The 25,102-nt window shown below is 68.6% G+C and carries 12 protein-coding genes and 1 pseudogene; 11 read left to right on the top strand and 2 right to left on the bottom strand.

Annotated features, from left to right (window positions below; genetic code table 11):
- Nucleotides 1-437 precede the first annotated feature (437 nt).
- The 3 genes and pseudogenes from ABZ911_RS40230 (at nucleotide 438) to ABZ911_RS40240 (ending at nucleotide 2,519) form a co-directional block, all read left to right on the top strand.
- Complete coding sequence (locus ABZ911_RS40230) at nucleotides 438-905, top strand: integrase core domain-containing protein (protein ID WP_358068956.1); 468 nt, start codon at nucleotides 438-440, stop codon at nucleotides 903-905.
- 61 nt (nucleotides 906-966) lie between these two features.
- Nucleotides 967-1,194, top strand: a pseudogene (locus tag ABZ911_RS40235) (transposase); the annotation flags it as partial.
- 107 nt (nucleotides 1,195-1,301) lie between these two features.
- Entirely contained in the window at nucleotides 1,302-2,519 is a 1,218-nt protein-coding gene (locus ABZ911_RS40240) for an NADP-dependent isocitrate dehydrogenase (RefSeq protein WP_358068959.1), read from the top strand.
- Between the two features lie 63 nt (nucleotides 2,520-2,582).
- Here the strand turns inward: ABZ911_RS40240 and ABZ911_RS40245 are convergent, their stop codons facing one another.
- Nucleotides 2,583-3,647 (bottom strand): TauD/TfdA family dioxygenase, encoded by a 1,065-nt coding sequence (locus ABZ911_RS40245; RefSeq protein WP_358068962.1) that lies wholly within the window; start codon nucleotides 3,645-3,647, stop codon nucleotides 2,583-2,585.
- A 245-nt stretch (nucleotides 3,648-3,892) separates the two neighbouring features.
- Between ABZ911_RS40245 and ABZ911_RS40250 the strand changes: the two genes are divergently transcribed.
- From ABZ911_RS40250 to ABZ911_RS40285, 8 genes are read left to right on the top strand one after another with little or no spacing between them, the layout of a single operon-like run.
- Entirely contained in the window at nucleotides 3,893-7,651 is a 3,759-nt protein-coding gene (locus tag ABZ911_RS40250; RefSeq protein WP_358068965.1) for an amino acid adenylation domain-containing protein, read from the top strand.
- Entirely contained in the window at nucleotides 7,648-7,857 is a 210-nt protein-coding gene (locus ABZ911_RS40255; RefSeq protein ID WP_358068968.1) for an MbtH family protein, read from the top strand. The genes ABZ911_RS40250 and ABZ911_RS40255 overlap by 4 nt, the downstream gene beginning before the upstream one ends.
- Complete coding sequence (locus ABZ911_RS40260) at nucleotides 7,854-14,147, top strand: amino acid adenylation domain-containing protein (protein ID WP_358068971.1); 6,294 nt, start codon at nucleotides 7,854-7,856, stop codon at nucleotides 14,145-14,147. Before ABZ911_RS40255 ends, ABZ911_RS40260 begins: the two co-directional genes overlap by 4 nt.
- A 13-nt stretch (nucleotides 14,148-14,160) precedes the next feature.
- A complete protein-coding gene (locus ABZ911_RS40265) occupies nucleotides 14,161-18,006 on the top strand; it encodes an amino acid adenylation domain-containing protein (RefSeq protein WP_358068974.1) in 3,846 nt (1,281 codons plus the stop codon).
- Nucleotides 18,003-19,274 carry an MFS transporter gene (locus ABZ911_RS40270; protein ID WP_358068977.1) on the top strand — a complete coding sequence of 424 codons (1,272 nt, stop codon included), beginning with the start codon at nucleotides 18,003-18,005 and terminating at the stop codon, nucleotides 19,272-19,274. The genes ABZ911_RS40265 and ABZ911_RS40270 overlap by 4 nt, the downstream gene beginning before the upstream one ends.
- A 26-nt stretch (nucleotides 19,275-19,300) precedes the next feature.
- Complete coding sequence (locus ABZ911_RS40275; RefSeq protein WP_358068980.1) at nucleotides 19,301-20,296, top strand: methyltransferase domain-containing protein; 996 nt, start codon at nucleotides 19,301-19,303, stop codon at nucleotides 20,294-20,296.
- Nucleotides 20,287-22,053 carry a non-ribosomal peptide synthetase gene (locus tag ABZ911_RS40280; RefSeq protein ID WP_358068983.1) on the top strand — a complete coding sequence of 589 codons (1,767 nt, stop codon included), beginning with the start codon at nucleotides 20,287-20,289 and terminating at the stop codon, nucleotides 22,051-22,053. The genes ABZ911_RS40275 and ABZ911_RS40280 overlap by 10 nt, the downstream gene beginning before the upstream one ends.
- A complete protein-coding gene (locus tag ABZ911_RS40285; RefSeq protein WP_358068986.1) occupies nucleotides 22,054-23,211 on the top strand; it encodes an MmgE/PrpD family protein in 1,158 nt (385 codons plus the stop codon). It abuts the gene before it with no gap.
- Here the strand turns inward: ABZ911_RS40285 and ABZ911_RS40290 are convergent.
- Nucleotides 23,202-24,446, bottom strand: coding sequence for an ATP-grasp domain-containing protein (locus ABZ911_RS40290; RefSeq protein WP_358068989.1), 1,245 nt, complete (start codon nucleotides 24,444-24,446; stop codon nucleotides 23,202-23,204). The genes ABZ911_RS40285 and ABZ911_RS40290 overlap by 10 nt on opposite strands.
- Between the last annotated feature and the right edge of the window lie 656 nt (nucleotides 24,447-25,102).

Raw genomic sequence — 25,102 nt, forward strand, 5'->3', positions numbered from 1 at the left:
AGAACTGCCTACGACGCCTCGTCACGTACCTACCTCTTCCAGACTTCTGTCAGCTTATGTAGCCGACTGTCCGGAATCTGCCGGGCACCTCAATGAAACAGCGTCATACCCGTAACAGCCAGCCAAAGCGGCGTGGGCGCCCGCCCACGGTCCGCTCTCTCCGTCCTCATCCTGCGCCTGGTTCACGAGAATCCATCGTGGGGATGTGAACCTACTCACCACACTCGGCATCAAGATCGCACCGTCCACGGTCTGGGAGATCCTCAAACAGGAAGGTCTTGACCCGGCACCTGAGCGGGTGTCCACCACGTGAGCCGACTTCCTGCGCTGGCAAGCCGACGCTCTCTGGTGGCCTGCGATTTCATCGAGACCGTCTCCCCTCAACGGGCAGCGCCAGTACAGTCTGGCGGTCATCGAGCAGGCCAGCAGGCGCGTACGTGCTCGGCGCCACCTCCCACCCGACCACCAGCTGGCTCATCCAGGCGATCAAGAATCTCGTGATGGATCTGGAGGACGTCGGCTGCCGGGCGCGATATCTGATCCGTGACCGGGATTGGAAGTTCCCGGCCCCTATGGAGGAGATCCTCACCGACGCTGGTATCCACACGGTGCTCACCGGCGTCCGCATGCCACGCATGAACGCGGTCATGGAGCGGTGGGTGCAGTCGTGCCGCCGCGAGCTCCTGGACCGCTGCCTGCTCTGGAACGAACGTCACCTACGGCATGCGCTGCGCGAGTACGAACACTTCCATAACGAGCACCGAGCCCATCAAGCTCTCGCACAGGCGGCTCCACTCCGTGCCGTCCCGGATCCCATCGCTGATCCAGCTGGATTGGCCAGCCTCGACGTACGCCGACGAGATCGGCTCGGCGGAGTCCTCCACGAATACCGACATGCCGCTTGAACTATATGGATGTAGTTTTCGGCAGGCGCACTGCCCAGGCACCGGACTCAAGATAACGATCGAGCGGCTGAACAAGGAGATTCGTGGGCGGACCGACGTGGTGGGCATCTTCCCCTGCCGGGAGGCGACCGTGCGGTTGGTCAGCGCGATGCTGGCCAAGCAGAACGACGAGTGGACCGAGCAGCGCCGTTACATGGGATTGGAGATCCTCGCCGAGTGCCGGAAGACGACCGACTCAGGCAACGAGACAAACGGTGCTAAAGTGAATATTGAGGTGATTGCTTCTTAATGGTCCACCGAATGCGGGTGGCCTTCTCAAACACCACCTCCCCGGACGTGGCCGACTTTCAGGCTCAGTACACTCGGCCGGACCTGTAAAGGAAGGGATGCCGATAAATGGCTAAGATTAAAGTTGAGGGTCCAATCGTAGAACTCGACGGCGACGAGATGACTCGGATCATCTGGCAGTTCATCAAGGATCAGCTGATCCTGCCCTATCTGGACGTGGATCTGCGATACTACGACCTGTCGATCCAGCACCGAGACGCCACCGACGACCAGGTGACGATCGACGCCGCCCACGCCATCGCCAACCACGGCGTGGGGATCAAGTGCGCGACGATCACCCCCGACGAGGCGCGGGTGGCGGAGTTCGGGCTCAAGAAGATGTGGAAGTCCCCGAACGGGACGATCCGTAACATCCTCGGCGGTGTGATCTTCCGTGAACCGATCATCATCGAGAACATTCCGCGGCTGGTCCCCGGCTGGACCAAGCCGATCGTGGTCGGCCGCCACGCCCACGGCGACCAGTACCGCGCGACCGACTTCGTCGTGCCCGGCCCGGGCACCGTGACGATCACCTACACGCCGGCCGACGGCGGAGAGCCGATGGAGCTCAACGTCGCCGACTTCACCGCTGGCGGCGGTGTCGCTATGGGGATGTTCAACTTCGACGACTCGATCCGCGAGTTCGCGCGCGCGTCGTTTCGCTACGGCCTGGCCCGCGACTACCCGGTGTACCTGTCCACGAAGAACACCATCCTCAAGGGATACGACGGGCGCTTCAAGGACCTGTTCGCGGAGGTGTTCGAGACCGAGTTCAAGGCGGACTTCGACGCGGCTGGCCTGACCTACGAACACCGGCTCATCGACGACATGGTCGCCCAAGCCCTGAAGTGGGAGGGCGGCTACGTGTGGGCCTGCAAGAACTATGACGGCGACGTGCAGTCCGACGTCGTCGCGCAGGGTTTCGGCTCGCTCGGCCTGATGACCAGCGTACTCATGACGCCGGATGGCCGGACCCTGGAGGCGGAGGCAGCGCACGGCACGGTCACCCGCCACTACCGACGCCACCAGCAGGGCCAGTCCACCTCCACCAACCCGACCGCGTCGATCTTCGCGTGGTCGCGGGGTCTGGCGCACCGCGGCAAGCTGGACAACATCCCGCAGGTGACCCGGTTCGCCGAGAATCTGGCGGCGGTCTGCGTCGAGACCGTCGAGGCTGGCCAGATGACCAAGGACCTGTCCCTGCTGATCGCCCCGGACGCCCCGTGGCTGACCACGGAGCAGTTCCTCGCCGCGCTCGACGAGAACCTGCGCAAGCGCATGGCGTGATCCCCTGGCAGGTCGGGCCGGGACTCACGTACCGGCACGTCCCGCCTCTACGCCGTACGGCGCTCAGGACGTGGTGACCTCGTCCCAGCGCACCGCGCCCGCCATGCTGACCACGACCTTGCGCAGGCCGGTGAACGGCGCCCGGCCGTGGGAGGACAGGATGTTATCGACGATCATGAGATCGCCCTCCTGCCACGGCGTGCCCACGCACTCGGCGTGGTACGCCTTGCGCAGCAGCGCCATGGTCTCTGGCTCGATCGCACTGCCGTCGGCATGGTAGGTGTTGGTCGGCAGGCCGTCCTCGCCGTACGCGTCGATCATCATCTCCGCGAGCTCTTCGCCCAGCGTCGTGACGTGGAAGAACGTCATGTGGTTGAACCAGCAGAGCTCACCGGTGACCGGGTGGCGCGCGATGGCCTGGCGTAGCTGGCTGGTGCGCAGCTCGTCATTGCCGGACCACTCCAGGTCGATGTCGTTGGCCCGGCAGTAGGCCGCGACCTCGTCCTTGTCGGTCGTCTGGAACACCTCCTGCCAGGGCAGGCCCATTCGCGGACGGTAGTTGCGGACCAGGCGGTAGCCCTTGGCGAACCTCTCCCGCAGTTCGGCGGGGACGCGTTCGTAGATCCGGCGGGTGTCTGCGACGGAGGTCTCTCCGCCGGTCTGCGCGGCGGAGACGCAGTAGAAGTACAACCGTTCGGGAAATCGCAGGTTATAGGACTGCTCGTTGTGCAGGAAGATCGCTTGGTCCGCGGGGTAGTCCGTGGAGGTATAGATTCCCGCCGCCACCTCAGAGCGTGGCGATGAGCGCTCGGTGTAGTCGAGCGGTGGTCCCGACAGCCGGGTCACGATCTCGCGGATCCGGTCGTTGCCACCGGGGGTGAAACCACGCAGGATCACCGCACCGTGTCTGTGTACCAGTTCCTGCACAGTCGGAGTTGACGTGTCCAGCCAGTCGGACAGCTCCTGCTCGCTGTCGATCTCGGCGATGACCCCACATTGCTCGGCAGAGCTGAACGGCGTGAATTGAAGCTCGGCAGCCAATTCCGGTGGTCCTTTCTCGTGGACGGATGGCGAGGACGGGAGCCGTGGACTCCGGCATTCAACGCCATGCCTTTCGTCGCGATCCAACGTAGTCGACCTTTGCGCGGCCGCGTTGGGGAGCGTAGCCGACGCTGCCGCGTTCTTCTGTCCCGTCAGTTTTGGGTGGCGAAATAGCCGATTCGGACGATGGCCGTCGATGCGAGGTCGATCTGTCACGTTGCGTTTAAAGGTTGCCGCATTGCGAAGAGCGCCCATAGAGTCTCGGCCTGTTATCGCCATTGGCCCGGATGGTCGACCAGACATTACCTTCACGGGGAGGGTTGAGTAGCTCAATGCTGCCCGAAATCGGCTCGATCACGTCTTTTGCTCAGCAGCGCATGTGGTTCATGGTCCAGTTGGTTCCAGGGAACCCGTTCTACAACGTTCCTGTCGCCTATCGGCTGCAAGGACCGCTGGACCTGCCCGCGCTGGGGCAGGCCCTGCACGAGATCGTCACCCGGCACCAGGCGCTGCGGACCCGGTTCGTGGCCGTCAACGGCGCCGCTCGGCAGATCGTGGACCCGCCGTCTGCCGTGCTGTCGGACGTGGAGGACGTGGCGAGCCTGGCCGAGGCGCGCCGCATCGCCGAGCAGGAGGCCCTGCGCTCGTTCGACCTCGCCACCGGACCGCTGCTGCGCGCACGACTGTTGCGAGTGGACGCCGAGAACCACGTCCTGCTGATCACCATGCACCACATCGTCACCGACCACCTGTCACTGCGCATCTTCGCCGACGAGCTGGGCACGCTCTACCAGGCGTTTACCGCAGAGCAGCCGGCACCGCTGCAGCCCCTGCCGATCCAGTACGTCGACTACGCCCGGTGGCAGCGGTCCTGGATGTCGGGCCCGGTGCTAGAGCAGCAGCTGCACTACTGGCGCGAGCAGCTGGCGGATCTGCCCCACGCCCTGCAACTGCCCACGGACCGGCCGCGCCCACCGGCGCCCAGCTACGCCGCCGGTGACCTGTCGTTCCAGGTACCCGCGCATGTCGTGCAGAAACTGCGTGCGCTGGGCCGCCGACGCGGGGCAACGCTGTTCGTCGCCCTGCTGGCCGCCTTCGACATGCTGCTAGCCCGGTACGCGGCGACCACCGACGTCGCTGTCGGGGTGCCCATCGCCGGCCGCACTGGGGAGGAGGTCGAAGGCCTGATCGGGTTCTTCGTGAACACCCTGGTGCTGCGCGTGGACTGCTCAGGCGACCCCACCTTCGCAGAGGTGCTGCGCCAGGTGCGCGAGACCTGGCTGGACGCCTACGACCACCAGGATCTGCCGTTCGAGCGGCTGGTCGAAGAGCTCCAGCCGCAACGCGACCTCAGCCGCAACCCTTTCGTGCAGATCGGCTTCCAGGTCCTGCCGGGCGCCGAGCGCATTCCGCAGCTGTCGGGCCTGCAGACGAGCGTCTTCGGCGGCCGTGACGCCACCACCCGGCTCGACCTGGAGATGAACTGCACCGAGTCCGACGATGGGCTGTCCTGCTACCTGGTGTACGCGGCCGAGCTGTTCGACGCAGCGACCATGCAGCGGTTCGCCGACCACTTCGTCCGGCTGCTCGAACAGGTCGTCCACGACCCGGGCCTGAGCCTGTCCCGGCTGGAGCTGCTCACCCCGGCCGAGCGGGACCGGCAGCTGGTCGCTTGGAACGACACCGACGCGCCGCTGGCCCACCGATGCGTCGTGGCGGCGTTCGAGGCGCACGCCGCCGCGACACCGCACGCACCGGCCGTCACCGGCGGCGGGCGCAGCCTGGACTACGGCGAGCTCAACGCACGCGCCAACCGGCTGGCACACCGCCTGCGCGCACTCGGAGCAGGCCCGGAGACGCTCGTGGGACTATGGGCCGAGCGCGGCACCGACGCCGTCATCGGCGTCCTCGGCATCGTCAAGGTGGGTGCGGCCTACCTTCCGCTCGACCCGACCTACCCCGCCGACCGGCTCGAATACATCCTGGCCGACAGCGCCTGCTCGCTGCTGGTGGTCCAGAAGGGGCTGGTCCCTCCGGCGGTGGGCGACGCCCAGGTGATTGACCTGGACTCCGACGCCGATCCCGCCGAAGATCCCGGCGCACCCGGCATCGCGGTGCACGAGGACAACCTCGCCTACGTCATCTACACCTCCGGCTCCACCGGCCAGCCCAAGGGCGTCGCCGTCACCCACCGCGGCCTGGCCAACATGGCCGCGCAGGCCACCGGCTTCGGGATCGGGCCGGGCTCCAGAGTGCTGCAGTACGCGTCACTGTGCTTCGACGCCTCCGTGCTGGAGATGTGGTTCACCTGGTTCGCCGGCGCCGAACTGGTGATCGCCACCGGGCTCATTGGCGACGAGCTGGGCGAGGAACTGGCCGCCAGTGCCATCACCCACGCCCTACTGGTCCCGTCGGTCCTGGGCACGGTCCCGCACCGGGCGCTACCACACCTGCAGACGCTGTTCATCGGCGCGGAAGCGGCCACCCCGGAGCTGGTCAACCGGTGGGCACCCGGCCGACGGCTGGTCAACCTGTACGGCCCGACCGAGGGCACGGTCAACGTCACGGCACAGCTGTGCCCTGATCACGTGAGCGCCACCCCCCCGATCGGCACACCGATCGCCAACACGCAGGTGTACCTGCTCGACGCCGGGCTCGCTCCGGTGCCGGTCGGTGTACCCGGCGAGATCTACGCCGCTGGCGCCGGGCTCACCCGCGGATACACCGGCAAGCCCGCGCTGACGGCCACCCGCCTGGTCGCCAACCCGTACGGCCCGCCCGGCTCGCGGCTCTACCGCACCGGCGACCTCGGCCGGTACCTGCCCGACGGTAGCATCGAGTTCCTGGGCCGGTCCGACAACCAGGTCAAACTCAACGGGCTGCGCATCGAACTCGGCGAGGTCGAATCGGTCCTGGCAGCCCACCCTCATGTGCGGCAGTCCGCCGTCACCGTGTGTGAAGGCCCGTCCGGGCAGCGACGCCTGGTGGCCTACATCGTGCCAGAGCGCGCCGACGACGACGAACATGCCGAGGCCCACCTGCGCGACTGCCGGCAGGAATTCGACAAACGCCACCGTGAAGGCCTGCCGTGGCCACCGCACGAGCACACCTCGGCGCTGGCGCAGCGGATCCTGGCGCACCAGCCGGCACGAGTGCTGGAGATCGGCTGCGGGGAAGGGCTGCTCCTGCGGCAGCTGCTCGCCGAAGACCGGCGGTACACCGCCACCGACTTCGCCATCGCCGCCGTCGACCGGCTCCGGTTCGCTCCCGACCTGGTCGGAAGGGAGAACCTGACCGTCGCGGTCCGCGAGGCGAGCGACTTTACCGGGCTGGCCGACCGGTCCTTCGACACGGTCGTGCTCGACTCCGTCGTCGGACACTTCCCGAACACGGCACACCTCGAGAAGGTGCTCACCGGCGCGATGGCCCTCGTCGACGACGACGGGCTGCTCGCACTGGGCGACCTGGCAGCACCGGACACCGCCGACCCTGACGAGCTCGCGGTCGCCCTCGACTACTTCACCTCACACCTGGCCCGCTCGCCCCGGGTCGCCGACGTCGAGGTGATCGCGGCCGGGTCGCAGCGATACCACGTCCTGCTGCGGACGCGCGCCGGTGCCGACACCGCGGCCGCGCCGGTGCCCGAAGGCATGGCCACCGATCCGCTACGCCGGCGCCAGGAGCGGACATACGTCGCCGAGTTGCGGCGCCACGCCCGCGAGCGGCTACCGGACTACATGATCCCGTCATCGTTCACCGTCATGGACGGGCTCCCGCTCAGCCCCAGTGGCAAGATTGACCAGCGCGCACTCCCTGATCCTGAGCCGGTCATGGCCACCGTGAGCGAGGCGCCGCGTAGCCCCCGCCAGAAGTTCCTGTGCGAGCTGTTCGCTGAGGCACTGGGTCGCGACGTGGTCGGTGTCGACGACAACTTCTTCGAACTGGGTGGGCACTCGCTGCTGGCGATCCGACTGGTTAACCAGATCAGGGCAGCCATGGGTGTGCGGCTGTCCCTTCGAGAGCTTTTCCTGTGGCCGACTCCGGCCGGACTCGCCGAACATTTCGATGCCGCTAATGGAGGACAGGCATGACCAGCAACCCCTTTGACGAGGACGGTACGTTCCTGGTGCTGCGCAACAGCGAGGCGCAGTACTCACTGTGGCCGCAGCACGTGCCGGTGCCGCAGGGTTGGGACACCGTGCACGGGCCTGCGCGGCGCGAGGAATGCCTGGAGCACATCGAGCAGAATTGGATGGACATGCGTCCGGCCAGCCTGGTCATGGGCAGCCGGCCATGACCGACATGACGATGCACGGCTGCACCCACCTGCAGCGGCGGCTGTGGTTCCTGCAACAACTCCAGCCGGAAGACACCGCCTACAACATCGTGATGACCGCCCGGGTGAGCGGTGTGTTGGATGTGGACGCGTTGCAGGCTGCGGTGGATGAGGTGGTGGCGCGGCACGGGGCGTTGCGGACGCGTTTTGTGGACGTGGCGGGTGAGCCGGTGCAGGAGGTGCTGGCCGACGCGCGTGTGGTGGTGGATGTCGTCGAGGTCGTGGGGGAGCGTGAGGCGCTGGAGCGGGCTTCGGCGTTGGTGCGTCGGCCGTTTGATCTGTCGGCGGCACCGTTGTTGCGTTGTGCTGTGGTGCGGTGGGGTGCGTTGGATCAGCTGCTGGTGGTGGCGATGCACCACATCGTGTTCGACGGCTGGTCGGCGGGGGTGTTCCTGCAGGACCTGTCGCGGGCGTACGCCGGTGAGGGGTTAGGCGCCCCGGCGGCGCAGTTCGTGGAGTTGGTGCAGTGGGAGCGCGAGTCGCTGGACCGGGGTGAGCAGGACCGGTTGGTGCAGTGGTGGACGCAGCATCTCGCCGACGTGCCCACCATTCTGGACCTGGTGACCGACCGGCCACGGCCAGCGGTGCAGGAACACCGGGGCGGCAGGCGCAGCCTCGTGCTGGGTGAGAACACCGCCGAGGCGCTGGAGGCGCTGGGCCGGGTCTACGGCAGCACCCCGTTCATGATCTCGCTCGCCGCCTTCGGGGTGGTCCTGGCCCGGCGCACGGGCCAGGAGCAAGTCTTGGTCGGCACACCGGTGGCCGCCCGGCCCGGCGCGGAGTTCGACCGCTCCGTCGGCTGCTTCCTCAACACCGTCCCCATGCGGGTCAACATCCAGGGCAGCCCCACCTTCGCGCAGCTGCTGAACCGGGTCAAGGACACCTGCCTGGACGTCTTCGACCACCAGCAGATGCCCTACGAGCGGCTGGTCACCGAGCTGGTCCCCGAGCACAACCTGACCAGAAGCCCGCTCTGCCAGGTCTTCATCAACGCCGAACCCGACGCCGACGGCCTGTCGCTACCCGGCTGCACCATCGAATGGCTGCCGACCGAGGACGTGGCCGCGAAGTTCGACCTCACCCTATACGTCAAGTCCCACCCGGGCCGCCTGCTGCTGGAACTGGTCTACGACACCGACCTGTACGACGCGGAGTGGGCAGACGAGATGCTCGACCAGATTGACGTCCTGCTGTCGCAGGCGGGCCGTCAGCCGCACCGGCCGGTGCTCGAATACTCCCTGGTGACCGCCCGCGGCCAGAAGGGCCAAGCCGACCCGACCCGACCACTGTCGCCCACCTGGGCCGGCTCGGTGCTGGAACGTCTCGCGCGGTGGGTGGGACAGACCCCCGACGCAGTGGCTTTGAGCGCCAACGGCCGGGACTGGACCTACACCGAGCTGGACGCCGCCGCCGACCGGCTGGGCCGCCGACTGCTCGACGCCGGGGTTGGCCGAGGCGACCGGGTCGGTGTCTTCACCACCCGCCACCCCTCGGTCGTGGTCGCGATGCTGGCCGTACTCAAAACCGGCGCGGCGTTCGTCACCATGGATTCCGCGCTACCCGCCGCCCGGCTGCAGCAGTGCCTGGCTGTGAGCACACCGCGTGCCCTGCTGGTGTGCGACGGCCCCGAAGCCCTCGGCGCCGACGTCACGTTCGACGTCCCGCACATGATCCGCCTCGACGACAGCATCTGGGACTGCGGCCACACCGCACCGCTGCGGATCGAGCTCGGCGCGGACGATGCGGTCTATGCCGTGTTCACCTCCGGCACGACCGGGGTCCCCAAATGCGTGGTGACCACGCACGGCACCTTGACCCACTTCTTCGACTGGTACCAGCACTCCCAGCACCTCGGCCCCGACGACCGGTTCGCCGTCCTGTCCGGGCTGGGCTACGAGCCCCTGATGCGCGACACCCTGATGGCCCTATGGGCCGGTGCCCGCTGCAGTTTTCCCGACCACGACCGGCTCGAGTTCGCCAACATCGCGTCTTGGCTGGGCCGGGCCGGGGTCACGGTCGCGCACGTGACCCCGCCCTACGTCGAGGAGCTGGCTGCGGCCGCCGAAGACACCCTGCCCCGGATGCGCCTGGTTGGCATCGGCGGTGACGTGCTGCGCCGCGGCACAGCCGTCGCCCTGGCGACGCTGGCTCCGCAGGCGACCCTGCTCAACTACTACGGCACCACCGAGACCCCGCAGGCGATCTCGGTCTACTCGCTGCGCGACCGCGACGCCACCGACGGCATCCGCAACTTCGGCACCAAGGTCCCGATCGGCGCCGGTATCGACGGCGTGCAGCTGCTGTGCGTCAACCCGGCCGGGCAGCTGTGCGGCGTCGGCGAGATCGGCGAGATGGTGATCCGCACGCCATACCTGGCCCGCTACCTGGGCACCGAGCGCGGCGGGTTCGAGATCAGCCCGTGGACAGGCGAACCCGCCGACCGGATCTACCGCACCGGCGACCGCGTGCGGTGGCTCGGCGACGGGCTCACCGAGTTCGTGGGCCGCACCGACCACCAGATGAATCTGCGTGGCTTCCGGATCGAACCCGTCGAGATCGAGACGGTGCTGACCCGCCACCCGTCCGTCGGGCAGGCTCTGGTCTTGGTCCGCGACGACCGCTCCGGCGACCCGCGTCTGGTCGCCTACGTGACCGTGTCCGCCGGCCAGCCCACACCAGGCCTCCGCGACCTGCGCGCCCTAGTCGCCGAATCGCTGCCCAAGCACATGGAACCCTCGGCGTTCGTGGTGCTGGACGCCTTCCCCCTCACCGTCAACGGCAAGATCGACCGGCCGGCGCTGCCCGCGCCGAACTGGGAGCAGCGTAAGACCTCCCGCCCGGCGAGCTCACCGGCCGAGAAGACCCTGGTCGGTCTGTGGGAGGCGGTGCTCGGTGTCACCGGCATCGGCGTCGACGACGACTTCTTCGAACTGGGCGGCCACTCGCTGCTGCTGGCCCGGCTGCTGGCCAGGATCAGAGAGATCTACGGCGTATCACTGCGACTGCGAGATGTGTTCGAGCACCCCACCGTGGCCGGATTCGTCACCCTCCTGCCCGCCGAGCTCGACGAAGCTGCGGCGCAGCAAGCACCCGCCACCATCGGACCGGCCGACGCCGGACATTACCCGCTGGCGGCCGTGCAGCGGCGGCTGTGGTTCCTCGACCAGCTTCACCCCCACGACACCGCGTACCTCATGTCGGTCACCGCCCGGGTGAGCGGTGTGTTGGATGTGGACGCGTTGCAGGCTGCGGTGGATGAGGTGGTGGCGCGGCACGGGGCGTTGCGGACGCGTTTTGTGGACGTGGCGGGTGAGCCGGTGCAGGAGGTGCTGGCCGACGCGCGTGTGGTGGTGGATGTCGTCGAGGTCGTGGGGGAGCGTGAGGCGCTGGAGCGGGCTTCGGCGTTGGTGCGTCGGCCGTTTGATCTGTCGGCGGCACCGTTGTTGCGTTGTGCTGTGGTGCGGTGGGGTGCGTTGGATCAGCTGCTGGTGGTGGCGATGCACCACATCGTGTTCGACGGCTGGTCGGCGGGGGTGTTCCTGCAGGACCTGTCGCGGGCGTACGCCGGTGAGGGGTTAGGCGCCCCGGCGGCGCAGTTCGTGGAGTTGGTGCAGTGGGAGCGCGAGTCGCTGGACCGGGGTGAGCAGGACCGGTTGGTGCAGTGGTGGAAGCAGCATCTCGCCGACGTGCCCACCATTCTGGACCTGGTGACCGACCGGCCACGGCCAGCGGTGCAGGAACACCGGGGCGCGCGAAAGCAGATCACGATCGACGCGGCGGTACTCGCACAGCTGGAAGCGCTCGGCCAGCAACACGGCAGCACACTCTTCATGACGCTACTAGCCGCGTTTGGGGTGGTCCTGTCCCAGCACGCCGCCCAGGAGCAGATGCTGCTGGGCACCCCCGTGGCCGCCCGGCCGCGCTCGGACTTCGACCGCTCCGTCGGCTGCTTCCTCAACACCGTCCTCGTGCCCGTGGACCTGCGCGGCAACCCGACGTTCACGCAACTGCTGAACCGGGTCAAGGACACCTGCCTGGACGTCTTCGACCACCAGCAGGTGCCCTACGAGCGGCTCGTCTCCGAGTTGGTGCGGCAACCCGACCTCAGCCGCAATCCCCTCTTCCAGGTGCTGTTCTCCCTGCAGAACACACCCCGTTCCCAGCTCGTCCTGCCCGGCGCCGACGTTGAACTGCTCGAGGGCACCGACGCCCACGTGCAAAGCGACCTGTGCTTGCGCATGGCCCGCCGGGACGACGACCTCGTCGGTGTGCTCGACTTCGACCTCGACCTGTTCGACGACGCGTCCGTCGATCGGCTCGTCCAGCACCTGCGCAACGTGCTCGCCGAGGTCGCAGCGACCCCGGATCTGCCGGTGCGATCGCTCGCCCTGATCGGTGCCGCCGAACGCGCCGAGCTGGTCACCGAGTGGAACGACACAGCCCGGCTCTGGCCGCGGACGGGGACACTGCACGAACTGATCACCGAGCAGGCCGCCCGCACCCCGCACTCTGCCGCCGTCCGCTTCGATGGCGACGAGCTCACCTACACCGAACTCGACCAGCGAGCCAACCACCTCGCCCACCGGCTGTGCGAGCTCGGTGTAGGTCCCGACACCGTGGTCGGCGTACACCTGCCGCGGTCGCTGGAGCTGATGGTCGCGTTGCTGGCGGTGCTCAAAGCCGGGGGCGCCTACCTGCCCCTCGAACTCGAGCACCCCGCGCAACGGCTGCGCGGCATGCTCTCGGGCAGCGCGGCGCCAGTGGTGATCACCGCCAGTGGGAGCACCGGCCTGTCGACCGGCGACCGGTGCGTCGAGATCGCGGTGGACCAGGGAACCCGTCCCACCGGCCCGCAGCCGCAGGTCGGCCCCGACAATCTCGCATACGTCATCTACACCTCCGGCTCCACCGGCACGCCCAAGGGCGTGCAGGTCCCGCACCGCGGCATCGTCAACCGCCTGCTGTGGATGCAGGACGCCTACCGGCTGACCGCCGCCGACCGAGTGCTGCAGAAGACGCCGACCAGCTTCGACGTCTCGGTGTGGGAGCTGTTCTGGCCGCTGCTGAACGGCGCGTTCCTGGTCCTGGCGCAGCCCGGCCAGCACCGCAACCCCGACTACCTGGTGCGGCTGATGGCCGAGGAGCACATCACCGTCTGCCACTTCGTGCCGAGCATGCTCAGCGCGTTCCTCGACGCGCCCGGGGTCGGTGACTTGCACGGGGTGCGCTTGGTGGTGTGCAGCGGCGAAGCGCTGCCGCCAGCGACGGCGCAGCGGTGCCTACGGGTACTTCCGCACGCCGAACTGGAGAATCTGTACGGGCCCACCGAGGCCTCGGTCGACGTCACCTACTACAGCTGCCGGCGCGACGCGGATCTGACCCGGGTCCCGATCGGCGCCCCCATGGCCAACACCCGCGTGTACGTGCTGGACGCGGGGCTCGGCCTCACGCCCGTCGGCACCGCCGGCGAGCTCTACCTGGGCGGCGAAGGGCTGGCCCGTGGCTACCTGGGCCAGCCCGGCCTCACCGCGCAGCGGTTCGTGGCCGACCCGTACGGGCCGCCCGGCGGGCGGCTTTACCGCACCGGTGACCGCGTGCGCTGGCTGCCCGACGGAACGCTGGAGTTCCTCGGCCGGGTGGACCACCAGGTCAAGCTGCGCGGATTCCGGATCGAGCCCGGCGAGATCGAGGCCGTGTTGGCCAGCCACCCGCAGGTGGGACAGGCGCTGGTGATGGTCCGCGAGGACCGGCCCGGAGACCGCCGCCTGGTCGCCTACATCACCGGTGCCGCGCCGGTGCAGCAGCTGCGCGACCTGGCCCGCCAGTCACTGCCCCCCTACATGGAACCGTCTGCGTACGTGCAGCTCGACACCTTCCCGCTTACCACGAACGGGAAGATCGACCGGGCGACGCTGCCCGCCCCGGAACGAGGACCCGCGACACCCTCCCGCGAGCCCGAGTCGGAGACCGAGAAGGCCCTCGCCGCAGTCTGGGAAGCAGTGCTCGGCCTGGACCGGATCGGTCCTAACGACAACTTCTTCGAGCTCGGCGGCGACTCCATGCACGCCGTCGCCATCGTCGGGCAGGCCCGATCCAAAGGCCTGCACTTCTCGGTCGAAGCCCTGTTCCGCAGGCCGACCATCGCCGACCTGGCACAGGAGTGCACCCGCCCCGAGCAACCGGCAGTCACCCAGGTGCAGCGGTTTGCGCTGCTGTCCCCGGCGGACCTGGCCCGGTTGGCCGAAGGCTGACAGGAGACAACGAATGCCCCACGTAGACGACGCGTATCCGCTCACCCGGCTGCAGGCCGGGATGCTCTTCCACAGCTGGCTCGATGCCGGACTGTCGACCTACCACGACCTGTCCAGCCTGCGGGTGCAGGGGCCGTTCGACGCCGACGCCCTGCGCGGCGTGCTCGCGATGCTCGCCGAAGGCCACGACGTACTGCGCACCAGCGTGGACCTGACCCGGTTCAGCGAGCCGATGCAGCTGGTGCACGTCGGCGTGCAGATCCCGCTCACGGTGGCGGACCTGCGCAGGCTCGACCCGGCCCGGCAGGAGGAGGACGTGGAGACCTGGCGGCGGGCCGAGCGGGCGCGGGAGTTCGACCTCGCCGTCCCGCCGCTGCTCAGCGTGCACGTGCAACAGCTCGGCGAGACCGACTTCTGGCTCAATCTGAGCTTCCACCACGCCATCCTGGACGGCTGGAGCTTGTCCCTGCTGACCTCGCAACTGCTGCGGGAATACGACCGCGCCCTGGGCGGTCACGCCGCCGACCTGAACGCTCCGGCTACCAGCTTCCACGACTACGTCCTGCTCGAGCACGCGGCCCTCGCCGACGAACAGGCCGGCGACTACTGGCGGCAGCTGCTGCGCGACACCGCCATAGCTGAACTGCCACGCTGGGGCGGCACGGTCGCGGCACGGTCGGCGCACGTGCACAAGGTGCCGCTGCCCGAAGGGCTCACCGAGCGGGTGCGGGCGCTGGCGGCCCAGGCCAGGGTCACCACCAAGGCGGTGCTGTTCGCAGCCCACGCCGCAGTGCTGTCCCGGGTCACCGGGCAGGACCGGGTGGTCACCGGCCGGGTCACCAACGGCCGCCCAGAGACCCCCAACTCCGATCAGATGATCGGCATCTTCCTCAACGTGGTCCCGATGGCGCTGACCACCCGGGACACGACCTGGCTGGAGCTGGCGCAGCAGGCCCACCAGGCCGAGATCGAGTCGATGCCGTTCCGCCGGTACCCCTTCAGCCAGATGTTGCGCGACACCGACCGCCCCGCGCTGTTCGAGACGCTCGTCGACTACCGCAACATGCGCAGCTACGGCGGACTCACCTTCGAGCACCTGGCCGTCGTCGACACCGAATTCTTCGAGCAGACCAACTTTGCGTTCACCGCCAACTACGGCGTCGACCCCGCCACAGGTGACCTGCGGCTGCGGATTAACCACGACGAGGCCGAGATCTCCGCCACACAGATCGAGACCATCGGCGGCTACTACACGGCCGCGTTCGAGGCGATGCTCGCCGACCCGCAGGCACCAGTCACCTCCGCCTGGCTGCTGAGCCCGGAAGAACTGGACCGGCAACTGGTTACCTGGAACGCCACCGCCGTCGACCTGCCGCCCCACCCGGTCCTGCCAGAGCTGTTGTTCAAGGCCGACCCCGACCGGGTCGCGATCCGGTTCGAGGAGCGCCGTCTGAGCTACGCCGAGGTCCACACCAGAGCAGACCGGCTGGCCGTCCTGCTGCGCGAGCGCGGGGTGCGACCGGGCGTGATGGTGGGCATCCACATGCGCCGCTCGCCCGAGCTCGTCCTGGCCCTGCTGGGCGTGCTCAAGGCCGGCGGGTCCTACCTGCCGCTAGACCCGGCATACCCCCGGGACCGGCTGGCGTTCATGCTGGCGGACTCGGGCACCGGGCTCGTGCTTGCTGACGACGACCCCGGGTTCGAGTGCGAGCACTTGGTGATCGGGCCGCACAACCTGGACGGCGGCCCGGTGGATGAGCCCGAGCACGAGGCGGCCCCGGACGACTTGGCATACGTCATCTACACGTCCGGATCGACCGGACGTCCCAAGGGCGTGCAGGTCACCCACAAGGCGCTGGTCAACCTGCTGCTGTCGATGGCGGCCGAGGTCGGACTGACCGATGCGGACCGGTGGCTGGCCCTGACCTCGGTGTCGTTCGACATCGCTGGCCTGGAGCTGTTCGCACCGCTGCTGACCGGTGGTGAGCTGGTGCTCATCCCGGACACGGCCACCGACGGCACGGCACTGCTCAAAGAGCTCGAAGACGTGCAGCCCACCATCGTTCAGGCCACCCCGTCGAGCTGGAAGCTGCTCGTGGAAGCCGGTATGGGCGAGCGGCCGGGGATGCGGGCCCTGTGCGGCGGCGAGGCGATGCCGGCTGATTTGGCCGCACAGCTCGCCTCGCGGCTGGGCGCCGTGTGGAACGTGTACGGCCCGACCGAGACCACGATCTGGTCAACCCTGGACCGGGTTGAGGCGGACGGTCCCGTCACCATCGGGCGACCCCTGGCCAACACCCAGGTCTACGTCCTGGACCACTTGCTGCGGCCCGTTCCGCTGGGCGCGCCGGGTGAGCTCTACCTCGGCGGCGACGGCATGGCACGCGGCTACCTCGGTCGGCCCGGCCTGACCGCGCAGCGGTTCGTCGCCTCGGAGTGGGGTCGGCTGTTCCGCACCGGCGACACCGTGCGGTGGCGCACCGACGGACGGCTGGAGTTCCTTGGCCGCAACGACTACCAGGTCAAGGTACGCGGCTACCGGATCGAGCTGGGCGAGATCGAGACGGTGCTCGTCGAGCACGGCACGGTCACCCAGGCGGCGGTAATGCCCCGGCAGGACCGGCTGGTGGCCTACGTCGTGGGCACGGCCCCGGCCCCGGCCCAGCTGCGCGCGCACGCCGCCTCCCGGGTGCCGGAGTACATGGTGCCCGCGGCGTTCGTGGTGATGGACGCGTTCCCGCTCACCCCCAACGGCAAGGTGGACCGTAAGGCGCTGCCCGACCCGGGCCGGACCGATGCCGCCGCCAGCGTCTTCGTGCCGCCGGTCACCGAGACCGAGCGTCTCGTCTCCGCGATTTGGGCCAAAGAGCTGGGGCTGGACCGCGTCGGTAGCAAGGACGCCTTCCGGGATTTGGGCGGTCACTCCATCGCGGCGCTGCGTATCGCCCTGGGCATCAAGGAAGCCACCGGGGTGGAGATCTCGATCGCCAGGCTGCTCACGGAAGGGTCCGTGGCCGCCCTCGCCGAGGTGATCGACAGCGGCCGAACCGTGGCCGGCTCGGTGCTCGTGCCGCTGTGCACCCGTGGCGAGCGCACGCCGCTGTTCCTGGTGCACCCGCTAGGCGGCAGCGTCTTCTGCTACCTGGACCTGATCGATGAGCTGCCCGACGACCAGCCTGTGTACGCGTTCCAGGCCTTCGACCTGGCCGGTCCGGACGGGCCGCGTCCGGAGACCCTCGAGGAGATGGCGGGCCTGTACCTGCGTGAGGTGCGAGCCGTGCAGCCGCACGGGCCCTACCGGCTGGGCGGCTGGTGCCTGGGCGGCGCGGTGGCCTACGAGATGGCGCGTCAGGTGCAGGCGGCCGGCGAAGAGGTGGAACTACTGGCGCTGTTCAGTTCCAGCATCCTTGACCCGGTTCCGCCCGAGTACGCCATGGACGAGTCCGTGGCCATGCTGGGCGCCTTCGGGGATCACCTTCCCATCACGCTGGAGGAACTGCGGGCGATCGAACCGCCCAAGCGATTCGACCACGTGATCAATCTGGCGCAGGGCGATCTGGCTCGGCCCGACGTGAACTCGGCCGACGACCTGCGGCGGCTGGTGGGCGCCTTCCAGCGACACGCCAGAGCGGTGCTGGCCTACCGGGACACGCCGCGCACCCCGTACCAGGGCCCGATGTTGATGGTACGCGCCGAATCGGGCCACTACCCAGGCGATCTCGGCTGGGGACCGCGCGTCGACGGCCACCTGGCGATCGTCGACTCGCCCGGCACCCACGGCGAAATGCTGCAACGCCCCAACGCGGCAAGCGTGGCCGGACACCTGCTGCGGGCCACCGAACATGGAGAACAACGATGACGCAGAGCGCCAGCCGACCGCAGACACTCAGCCTGTGGCGCCAGCAAGACTTCCGCAACTTCTGGGTGGGCCACACGGCCTCCCAGTTCGCCGCCCAGTTCACCACCATCGCGCTGCCCCTGATCGCGGTGCTGGCACTGGGCGCCGCACCTGACGACGTCGGCATCCTGCGCGCGGCGGGGCAGCTGCCGTTCTTCCTGTTCGCCCTGTTCGCGGGCGTGCTCGTGGACCGGTGGCGGCGCCGCAACGTGCTGATCCTGGCCGACCTCGGCCGGGCCGGTGCCCTGGCGGTCGTCCCCGTCGCCTACGCCATGCACCTGCTGGGCATGCCCCTGCTGTACGTCGTCGGCTTCCTGGTGGGCGTGTTCACCGTCTTCTTCGACGTCGCCTACCAGGCGTACCTGCCGCGCCTGGTGGACCGCGAGCAGCTCACCCAGGGCAACAGCATGCTGGAGAGCAGCCGCTCGGCTGCGCAGATCGGCGGGCCGGCGCTCGGTGGCTCCCTGGTCAGCCTCGTCACTGCACCGGTCGCCGTGCTGGCCAGCACCCTGTTCTTCCTCATGTCGGCGCTGGCGATCGGACGTATCGAGCGCAGCGAGCCGGTGCCGGAGGCGAGCGCGCGCCCCGGCAGCACGTTCGGACAGATTCGGGAAGGGCTTGGGCTGGTGACGCGGGACGCGGTGCTGCGTACCGTCGCGATCACCGCCGGGATCTTCAACTTCTTCTTCACCGCGTTCATGACCATCTACATCGTCTTCCTGTCCCGCGACCTGCACCTGTCGGGTGCGATGATCGGCTTGTGCATGGCGGCGTTCGGGCCCGGTTTCCTGGTCGGCGCCCTGCTGGCGGCGAAGCTGCCGAAACGGTTCGGCTACGGGGTGGTGCTGGTCGCCGCAGCTGCGATCTCCGACGCGGTGATGCTGGGCGTCGCCGCGCTGCATGATCCGGGCCCGGTGACGGTCGTGCTGCTCATTGTCATCAACTTCTTGTTCGGCGCGTTCGCGCAGACCTTCAACGTGTCGCTGATGGCCGTGCGGCAGGCCATCACGCCCGACCACATCCAGGGCCGGGCGGCGGCGACCATCCGGTTCATCGGGGTCGGTTTGGCCCCGCTGGGCGCCCTGCTCGGTGGTTTCGTCGGCGGCGAGATCGGATTGCGCGTGAGCGTCCTGCTGGCTGCCGTGGGCATGTGCCTGGCGCCGGTCTTCCTGGTGACCTCGCCGCTGGCCCGTGTCGGCCGTGAACTGCCCAAGCCGGCCGCCTCATGAGTACACCACGAATCAATGGAGGAACTGTGATCGGATCGGACGTCCGTGCCCTGGTAGCGGCACTAAAGGAAAATCATCCGCATATTTATGCCTGTGTCGATCTGGACCGTGTCGAGCAGCTCAACGAGACGACGGCCACGTCCACCGACGACTTCGGCGCCGCGAGTGCGGGGGGTCGGGGTGACAGCTACATCGTGGCCCAGCAGGCGACCTTGACCAGGGCACACGGTGTCCAGGAACTCGTCGGGATCATCACCCGGCACGGTCGAGCCGACTCCGACATGGTGCTGGACCTGCTCGGCGGAGACGGCCTGATCAACCGTGTGCGCACCTCGCTCGGCCACGAGCGGCCGCTCATCGTCACCTGTGACGCCTCGCCGTTCATGGTGGAGGCCGCGTTGGCGCTGGGCATCCCGGCCGTGCTGCAGCGCGCGGAGGCGTCGCTGTTTCGCACGAGCTCGGTCGGCGGGGTGCTGCTGGCGTATGGCACCCACCACATCGGGCGCGAGAGCCGCCAGACCGTGGCTGACGAGGCGTTCCGCGTCATCCAGCCCGGCGGCGTGTTCGTGCTGCACGACTTCGCCACTGGGTCGCCCGTGGACACCTGGTTCGGCAAGGTGGTGGACGCCTACTCGGCCACCGGGCACCGCTACGACCATTTCGAGCGGGATGAGATCGCCTCCTACCTGCACCAGGCCGGTTTCGCAGACGTCAACGTGATCACCATGGAGGACCCGTTCCAGATCTGGGGCAACACCGCCGACCAGGCCGAGCAGGAGATGGGACGCTACCTGGTCAACATGTACGGCCTGGTCAAGCTGGAGGCAGAGTTTGGCCCGCAGGAGGCCGGCCGCCGGGCCATGGAACTCGGACGTGACATCTTCCGTTACGCCGAGCCGGACGGCACCTTCGTCGAAGCCCAGACCGAATATGACGAGACCAGGCAGATGTGGTCGACGACGCTGCCCCGACGGGCACTAGTCGGATACGGAACCAAGCCGAGGAGCCAGGCATGCGCGTGAATCGTCCGCACACCATGCACCGACTGTTCGCCCAGCAGGCTGCGACGACGCCGGACGCGACCGCGCTGGTGGTCGGGCAGCGCCGCACCACCTACCGAGAACTCGACATAGCGGCCAACGCGCTGGCGCAGCAGCTGCACGCCGAAGGCGTCGGGCGCGGCCACGTGGTCGCAGTGTCGGGGCGTCACCCCGACGAGATGGTCACCGGCATGCTCGGTGTGCTGAAGGCAGGCGCCGCCTACCTGCCCCTGGACCCCGACTATCCGGCCGAGCGACTGGAGCTCATGCTCGCCGACAGCCGCGCCAGCCTAGTGGTCACAGGCTCGGACGTGACGTCGCCGGGCGGCGGCCTGTCGATCGCCGCCGGGCAGGCCGAGGACGAGCCGGACGCGGGGGTCGGCCCGGACGACATGGCCTACCTCATCTACACCTCCGGGTCGACGGGGCGGCCCAAGGGCGTCGAGGTGCCCCACCGGGCCGTGACCGCGCTGGCCACCGGATTGCGTGGCGCAGTGCCCGTGGACAGGGTCTGGGCACCCGGGGCCTCGTCCCTGCTGGCCTCCTCCTTCTCCTTCGACACCTCCGTCAAGTCGCTGGTACTTCTCTTCGCTGGCGTGACGCTGCACATGCTCGAACCGGACCAGCGCAGGGACATCGGGGCAGTCGCGACCTACGTGCGTGAGCACCGGATCGACTCGTTCCTGGCCACGCCGACGCAACTGCGGCTGTGGCTGGAGGAGGGCATCCTCGACAGCGCACCCGCACATCCGGTGCACGTGATGGTCGGCGGCGAGGCGATCGGTCCGGATCTGTGGGCCCGGCTTCGCGACCACGAGGGTGTCACTACCACCAACCACTACGGTCCCACCGAATGCACGGTGAACGCGACCGTTGCTCCGGTGGCCGGCCCGCGGCCGGTGCTCGGGCATGCGCTGCCCGGTGTGGAGTTGCATGTGCTGGACGCCGCTCGCCAGCCCGTGCCCGACGGCGTCGTCGGTGAACTGTGCATCGGCGGCACGGGCGTCGCCGACGGCTACCGGGACCGGCCCGAGGAGACGGTCGAACGCTTCCTGATCGACGCGCTCGGTCCCGGCACCGGCCGGATCTACCGGACCGGAGATCTCGTCCGGCGCGTGGACGGCGAACTGGAGTTCATGGGGCGCGCCGACGAGCAAGTCAAGATCCGGGGGTTCCGAATCGAGCCGGGTGAGATCGAGGCAGTGCTGGCTCAGCACCCGCAGGTCCGCGACGCGGTGGTACTGGCACGCCAGGAGGACTCGGGCACACAACTGGTGGCGTACCTGACGGCGGCCGAGGGAACCTGGCCGACTGCGCGAGATTTCCGCGAGCATCTGCTGTCGACCCTGCCCGAGTACATGGTGCCCGGCGCGTTCGTATTGCTGGACCAGCTTCCCACCGGGCCCAATGGCAAGCTCGACTGCCAGACGCTGCCCGCGCCGGGCAGCGAGCTGTCCGACCAGTTCGTGGCGCCCCGCACGCCGCGCGAGGAGGCCCTGGCCGAGATCTGGTCCAGGGTGCTGGGCCTGCCGTCGGTGGGGGTGTTCGACAACTTCTTTGACCTCGGCGGGCACTCCCTGCTGGCCGCGAAGATCATCTCGCGGGTCCGCAAGGAGCTGGGGGCGAGCCTGACCCTGCGCACCGTCATCGAGTCGCCGACCATCGCCGAACTGGCCGTGCAGCTGGATGCGGCCAAGCCTGCCCCGCCAGCGATCACGGCGATGCCGGAGGTTCGATAAATGACCTCCCTCGCCGTACGCCTGGCCCGCTGGGCACACGAGTACACGCCGCACCAGCAGGATCGGCAGCTGGCCTCGCAGGGCCTGCGCGACACCGTGGCCGTGATACTGGCCGCCCGTGCCGATCCCCTCACCAACGTCGTGGCCGACCTGCCAGAGGCGGCCCGCTGGGCGGCCCTGGGCCACGTGCTCAGCTACGACGACCTGCACTTGCCGTCCACCACCCACATAAGCGCCGTCTGTGTGCCAGCCGTGCTGGCGTGTGGTGGCGGGGAGCGCGCCTACCTGGGCGCGGCCGGGGTGATGGCCCGGCTGGGCACCGTCCTGGGCTGGTCGCACTACGCCAGCGGCTGGCACATAACCTGCACCACGGGCGCCCCGGCCGCGGCCGCTGGGGCCGCGCTGGCGCTGGGCCTGGACGTCGACCAGACCGCCGCGGCCATCGCCTTGGCGGTGCCTGCGGCCGGCGGCGTCCAGAAGGCCTTCGGCACCGCGGCCAAGGCGCTACAGGTCGGGTTCGCCGCCGAGGCAGGTGTGCGCGCCGCGCACCTGGTCGCCGCTGGCGCCGACGCCAACCCCGCCGCCCTCGACCAGTGGCTTGAGCTGCTCGGCTGCGGGGCGGACGAGCAGGACCTGTCCGGTTCGGCGGTGCCCGGCGGCCTGGTCGTCAAACTCTTCCCCTGCTGCTTCTCCCTGCAACGCCCGATCCATGCGGTCCGCAGTCTCGACACGGTGGACGTGGCGCAGGTCGAACGGATCCTGGTCAGCACCCCGGAGAGCACGACCCGGCCGTTGATCCGCCACCGCCCGACCAGCAGCCGTGAAGCGACCCTCAGCCTGGAGTACGCGATCGCGGCCACCCTGCTCGATGGGGTGCCCGATTTCCGTGCCGAGGCCGTTATGCGGCCGGCCGCCGTGCGGCTGATGGACCGCACGGCGGTCGAATTCACCAGCGGCGGCACGGGTCTGCTCGACGGCGAGGTCAGCGTCGTGGTTGAACTCGCCGACGGGTCGCGGCGCTGCGCCAGCGCGGACCGCCTTCCGCTGACCGGCGACGCGGACCTAGCCGTGAAGCTGAGCCAGTGCGGTCCGGACGTGGCGCAGCTGGTCGCCGCGCTGGAGTGGTCCGACGCGGCGACCGTGCTGCGTCAGGCGTAGACCGGCTGGAAGCGCCGGTCGATCTCCGCCAGCGTCGCCTGCAGATCCTCGTGGTCGGACGCCGAGCCGTAGACGATGCCCAGGTGCGCCCGGGTGCCGTTGCGCCAGTCCACGGATTGGCCCGGCTCGACGTGCAGCTCCAGGTAGCGCACGCCCGGGATTTCGTTCACCTCGTCCACGCCGTTCAGTTCCACCAGCCGCTCCACGCCCACCGGCGGAGCGAGGAAGTACTGGTAGGCGACGCTGCGCCAGCGGATCGGCGGCACCTGCACCGGCTGGCCCAACGCCAGCTGGATGGCCACGCGCACCAGGTCGTAGTTGGCGGCCCGCTGCAGGATGTCGCTGACGTAGCCGCCGAGCCGGCCGTTGACCTCGATCACCTTGGGTCCGTCGGGGGTGAGCTTGACCTCCGTGTGGGTTATGCCGTGCTGCACGCCGAGCGCCCGCAGCGCACTCTGCTCGACCTCGACGACCGCACGGATCAGCTCCTCCGACAGGGCGCTCGGCATGAAGTACCCGGTCTCCCGGAACGGGTCGGCGAGCGGGAACTTGCCGGTCACGCAGACTGTCTGGATCCGCTCCGGATTGACGACCGATTCGACCGAGACGTAGTCACCCCACTGCGCGCCCGCGGCCGCCGGGTCGCCGACCAGCATGGTCTCGACGACTAGCTCCGTGATGCCCCGGGTGCGCGTGTTCGCCAGGAACTCGGCGACAACCGCGGCGCATTCGGACGTGGTGTCCACGCGACAGGTGTCCACACTGCCCGCCCCAATGCGGGGCTTGACCACGGCGGGCAACCCCACCTCCGCTGCGGCGGCCTCGGCCTCGGCGGCGCTGCGTACCACCACACACCGTGTCGCTTGGACGCCGGCCGCGGTCAGCGCCTTCCGCTGCTGGAACTTGTCGACGAGCCGATCGACCGTGGCCGGGGAGTGGAACGGCAGCCCACACTCCGCAGCGATGGCCGCGGTCAGGGCCAGTTGGTACTCGCTGAAGGTCACGATCCCGTCCGGCCGCAGTGCGGCCACCCGGCGGCAGATCTCATCCTGGCTCAGACCGGTGATGTCCACGATGTCGGCGAAATCGGCGGTCCGATCGACGACCTTCGCCACGTAGGGATTGCTCCGGTCGCACACGAAGATCACATCGCACAGAGTTCTGGCGCAGAAACTGATCTTCACCGGATCAACCGCGCCGAGATCAAATACGACGACAAGCAGCGGTTTCCCCACGTTAACCCCTTTACTGCCCAGAGATTACTTAAGGCCGCTGAGTATAGCTTGATCCACGAAGCGGTGGGTGCCGATGCGTCCTGCTCTGTGGGAGGTGACTGGTCGGCTGCTGAGTGCGGTCGGGTTCGGCTCCTGAACAGTCGATGTTCGTCGCGTTCGTGTCCTGGATCGCCTTCCGGGGCGGCGCGCATTAGTTCGATGTGTGTCAACGGCCAAGTGCGTGGCTCTGGAGCGAATTCCGTGAGCTGACCCTCCTTTGTCAGCCAGAAGAACGCGTTTGCGCATTCTGTGAACTTGTCGTCAATCTTGAGGGGAGTGTGGTCTGGGCGTCAGTGCTCGCGACGCATGGTGGGGTTGGAAGGTTCCATTACGGCCGAGCGCGAAGGCTGGATCGGCGAGATCGAAGGACTCTGCATCAGCCTCGCCGGCGCTGAAGACAAGCTCGCAAGAATCTACCGCCGCAGTACCTCGGCCACCATCGACCTTGGCATCCTAATCGTCAGACAGACATGCTAATCAAGTTCAGTGTCTTTCCCCTCGCACCGTGGAGACCTGGCCTAATACGGCAGCCGCCATTCGTTAGCTGATCTGGGTGTATGCGGTGGCCAGGCGAGCGCGGCGGTGGAACCAGCGGGCTCGGGCTTGATGTCGGCGTC

This window comes from Nonomuraea sp. NPDC046570 (genome assembly GCF_040645915.1).
GTDB lineage: Bacteria > Actinomycetota > Actinomycetes > Streptosporangiales > Streptosporangiaceae > Nonomuraea.

Excerpts from the sequence above, each read along its gene's own strand:
- ABZ911_RS40265 (WP_358068974.1), top strand. The coding sequence starts at position 14,161 with ATGCCCCACGTAGACGACGCGTATCCGCTCACCCGGCTGCAGGCCGGG.
- ABZ911_RS40255 (WP_358068968.1), top strand. The coding sequence starts at position 7,648 with ATGACCAGCAACCCCTTTGACGAGGACGGTACGTTCCTGGTGCTGCGC.
- ABZ911_RS40270 (WP_358068977.1), top strand. The coding sequence starts at position 18,003 with ATGACGCAGAGCGCCAGCCGACCGCAGACACTCAGCCTGTGGCGCCAG.
- ABZ911_RS40240 (WP_358068959.1), top strand. The coding sequence starts at position 1,302 with ATGGCTAAGATTAAAGTTGAGGGTCCAATCGTAGAACTCGACGGCGAC.
- ABZ911_RS40250 (WP_358068965.1), top strand. The coding sequence starts at position 3,893 with ATGCTGCCCGAAATCGGCTCGATCACGTCTTTTGCTCAGCAGCGCATG.
- ABZ911_RS40280 (WP_358068983.1), top strand. The coding sequence starts at position 20,287 with ATGCGCGTGAATCGTCCGCACACCATGCACCGACTGTTCGCCCAGCAG.
- ABZ911_RS40260 (WP_358068971.1), top strand. The coding sequence starts at position 7,854 with ATGACCGACATGACGATGCACGGCTGCACCCACCTGCAGCGGCGGCTG.
- ABZ911_RS40285 (WP_358068986.1), top strand. The coding sequence starts at position 22,054 with ATGACCTCCCTCGCCGTACGCCTGGCCCGCTGGGCACACGAGTACACG.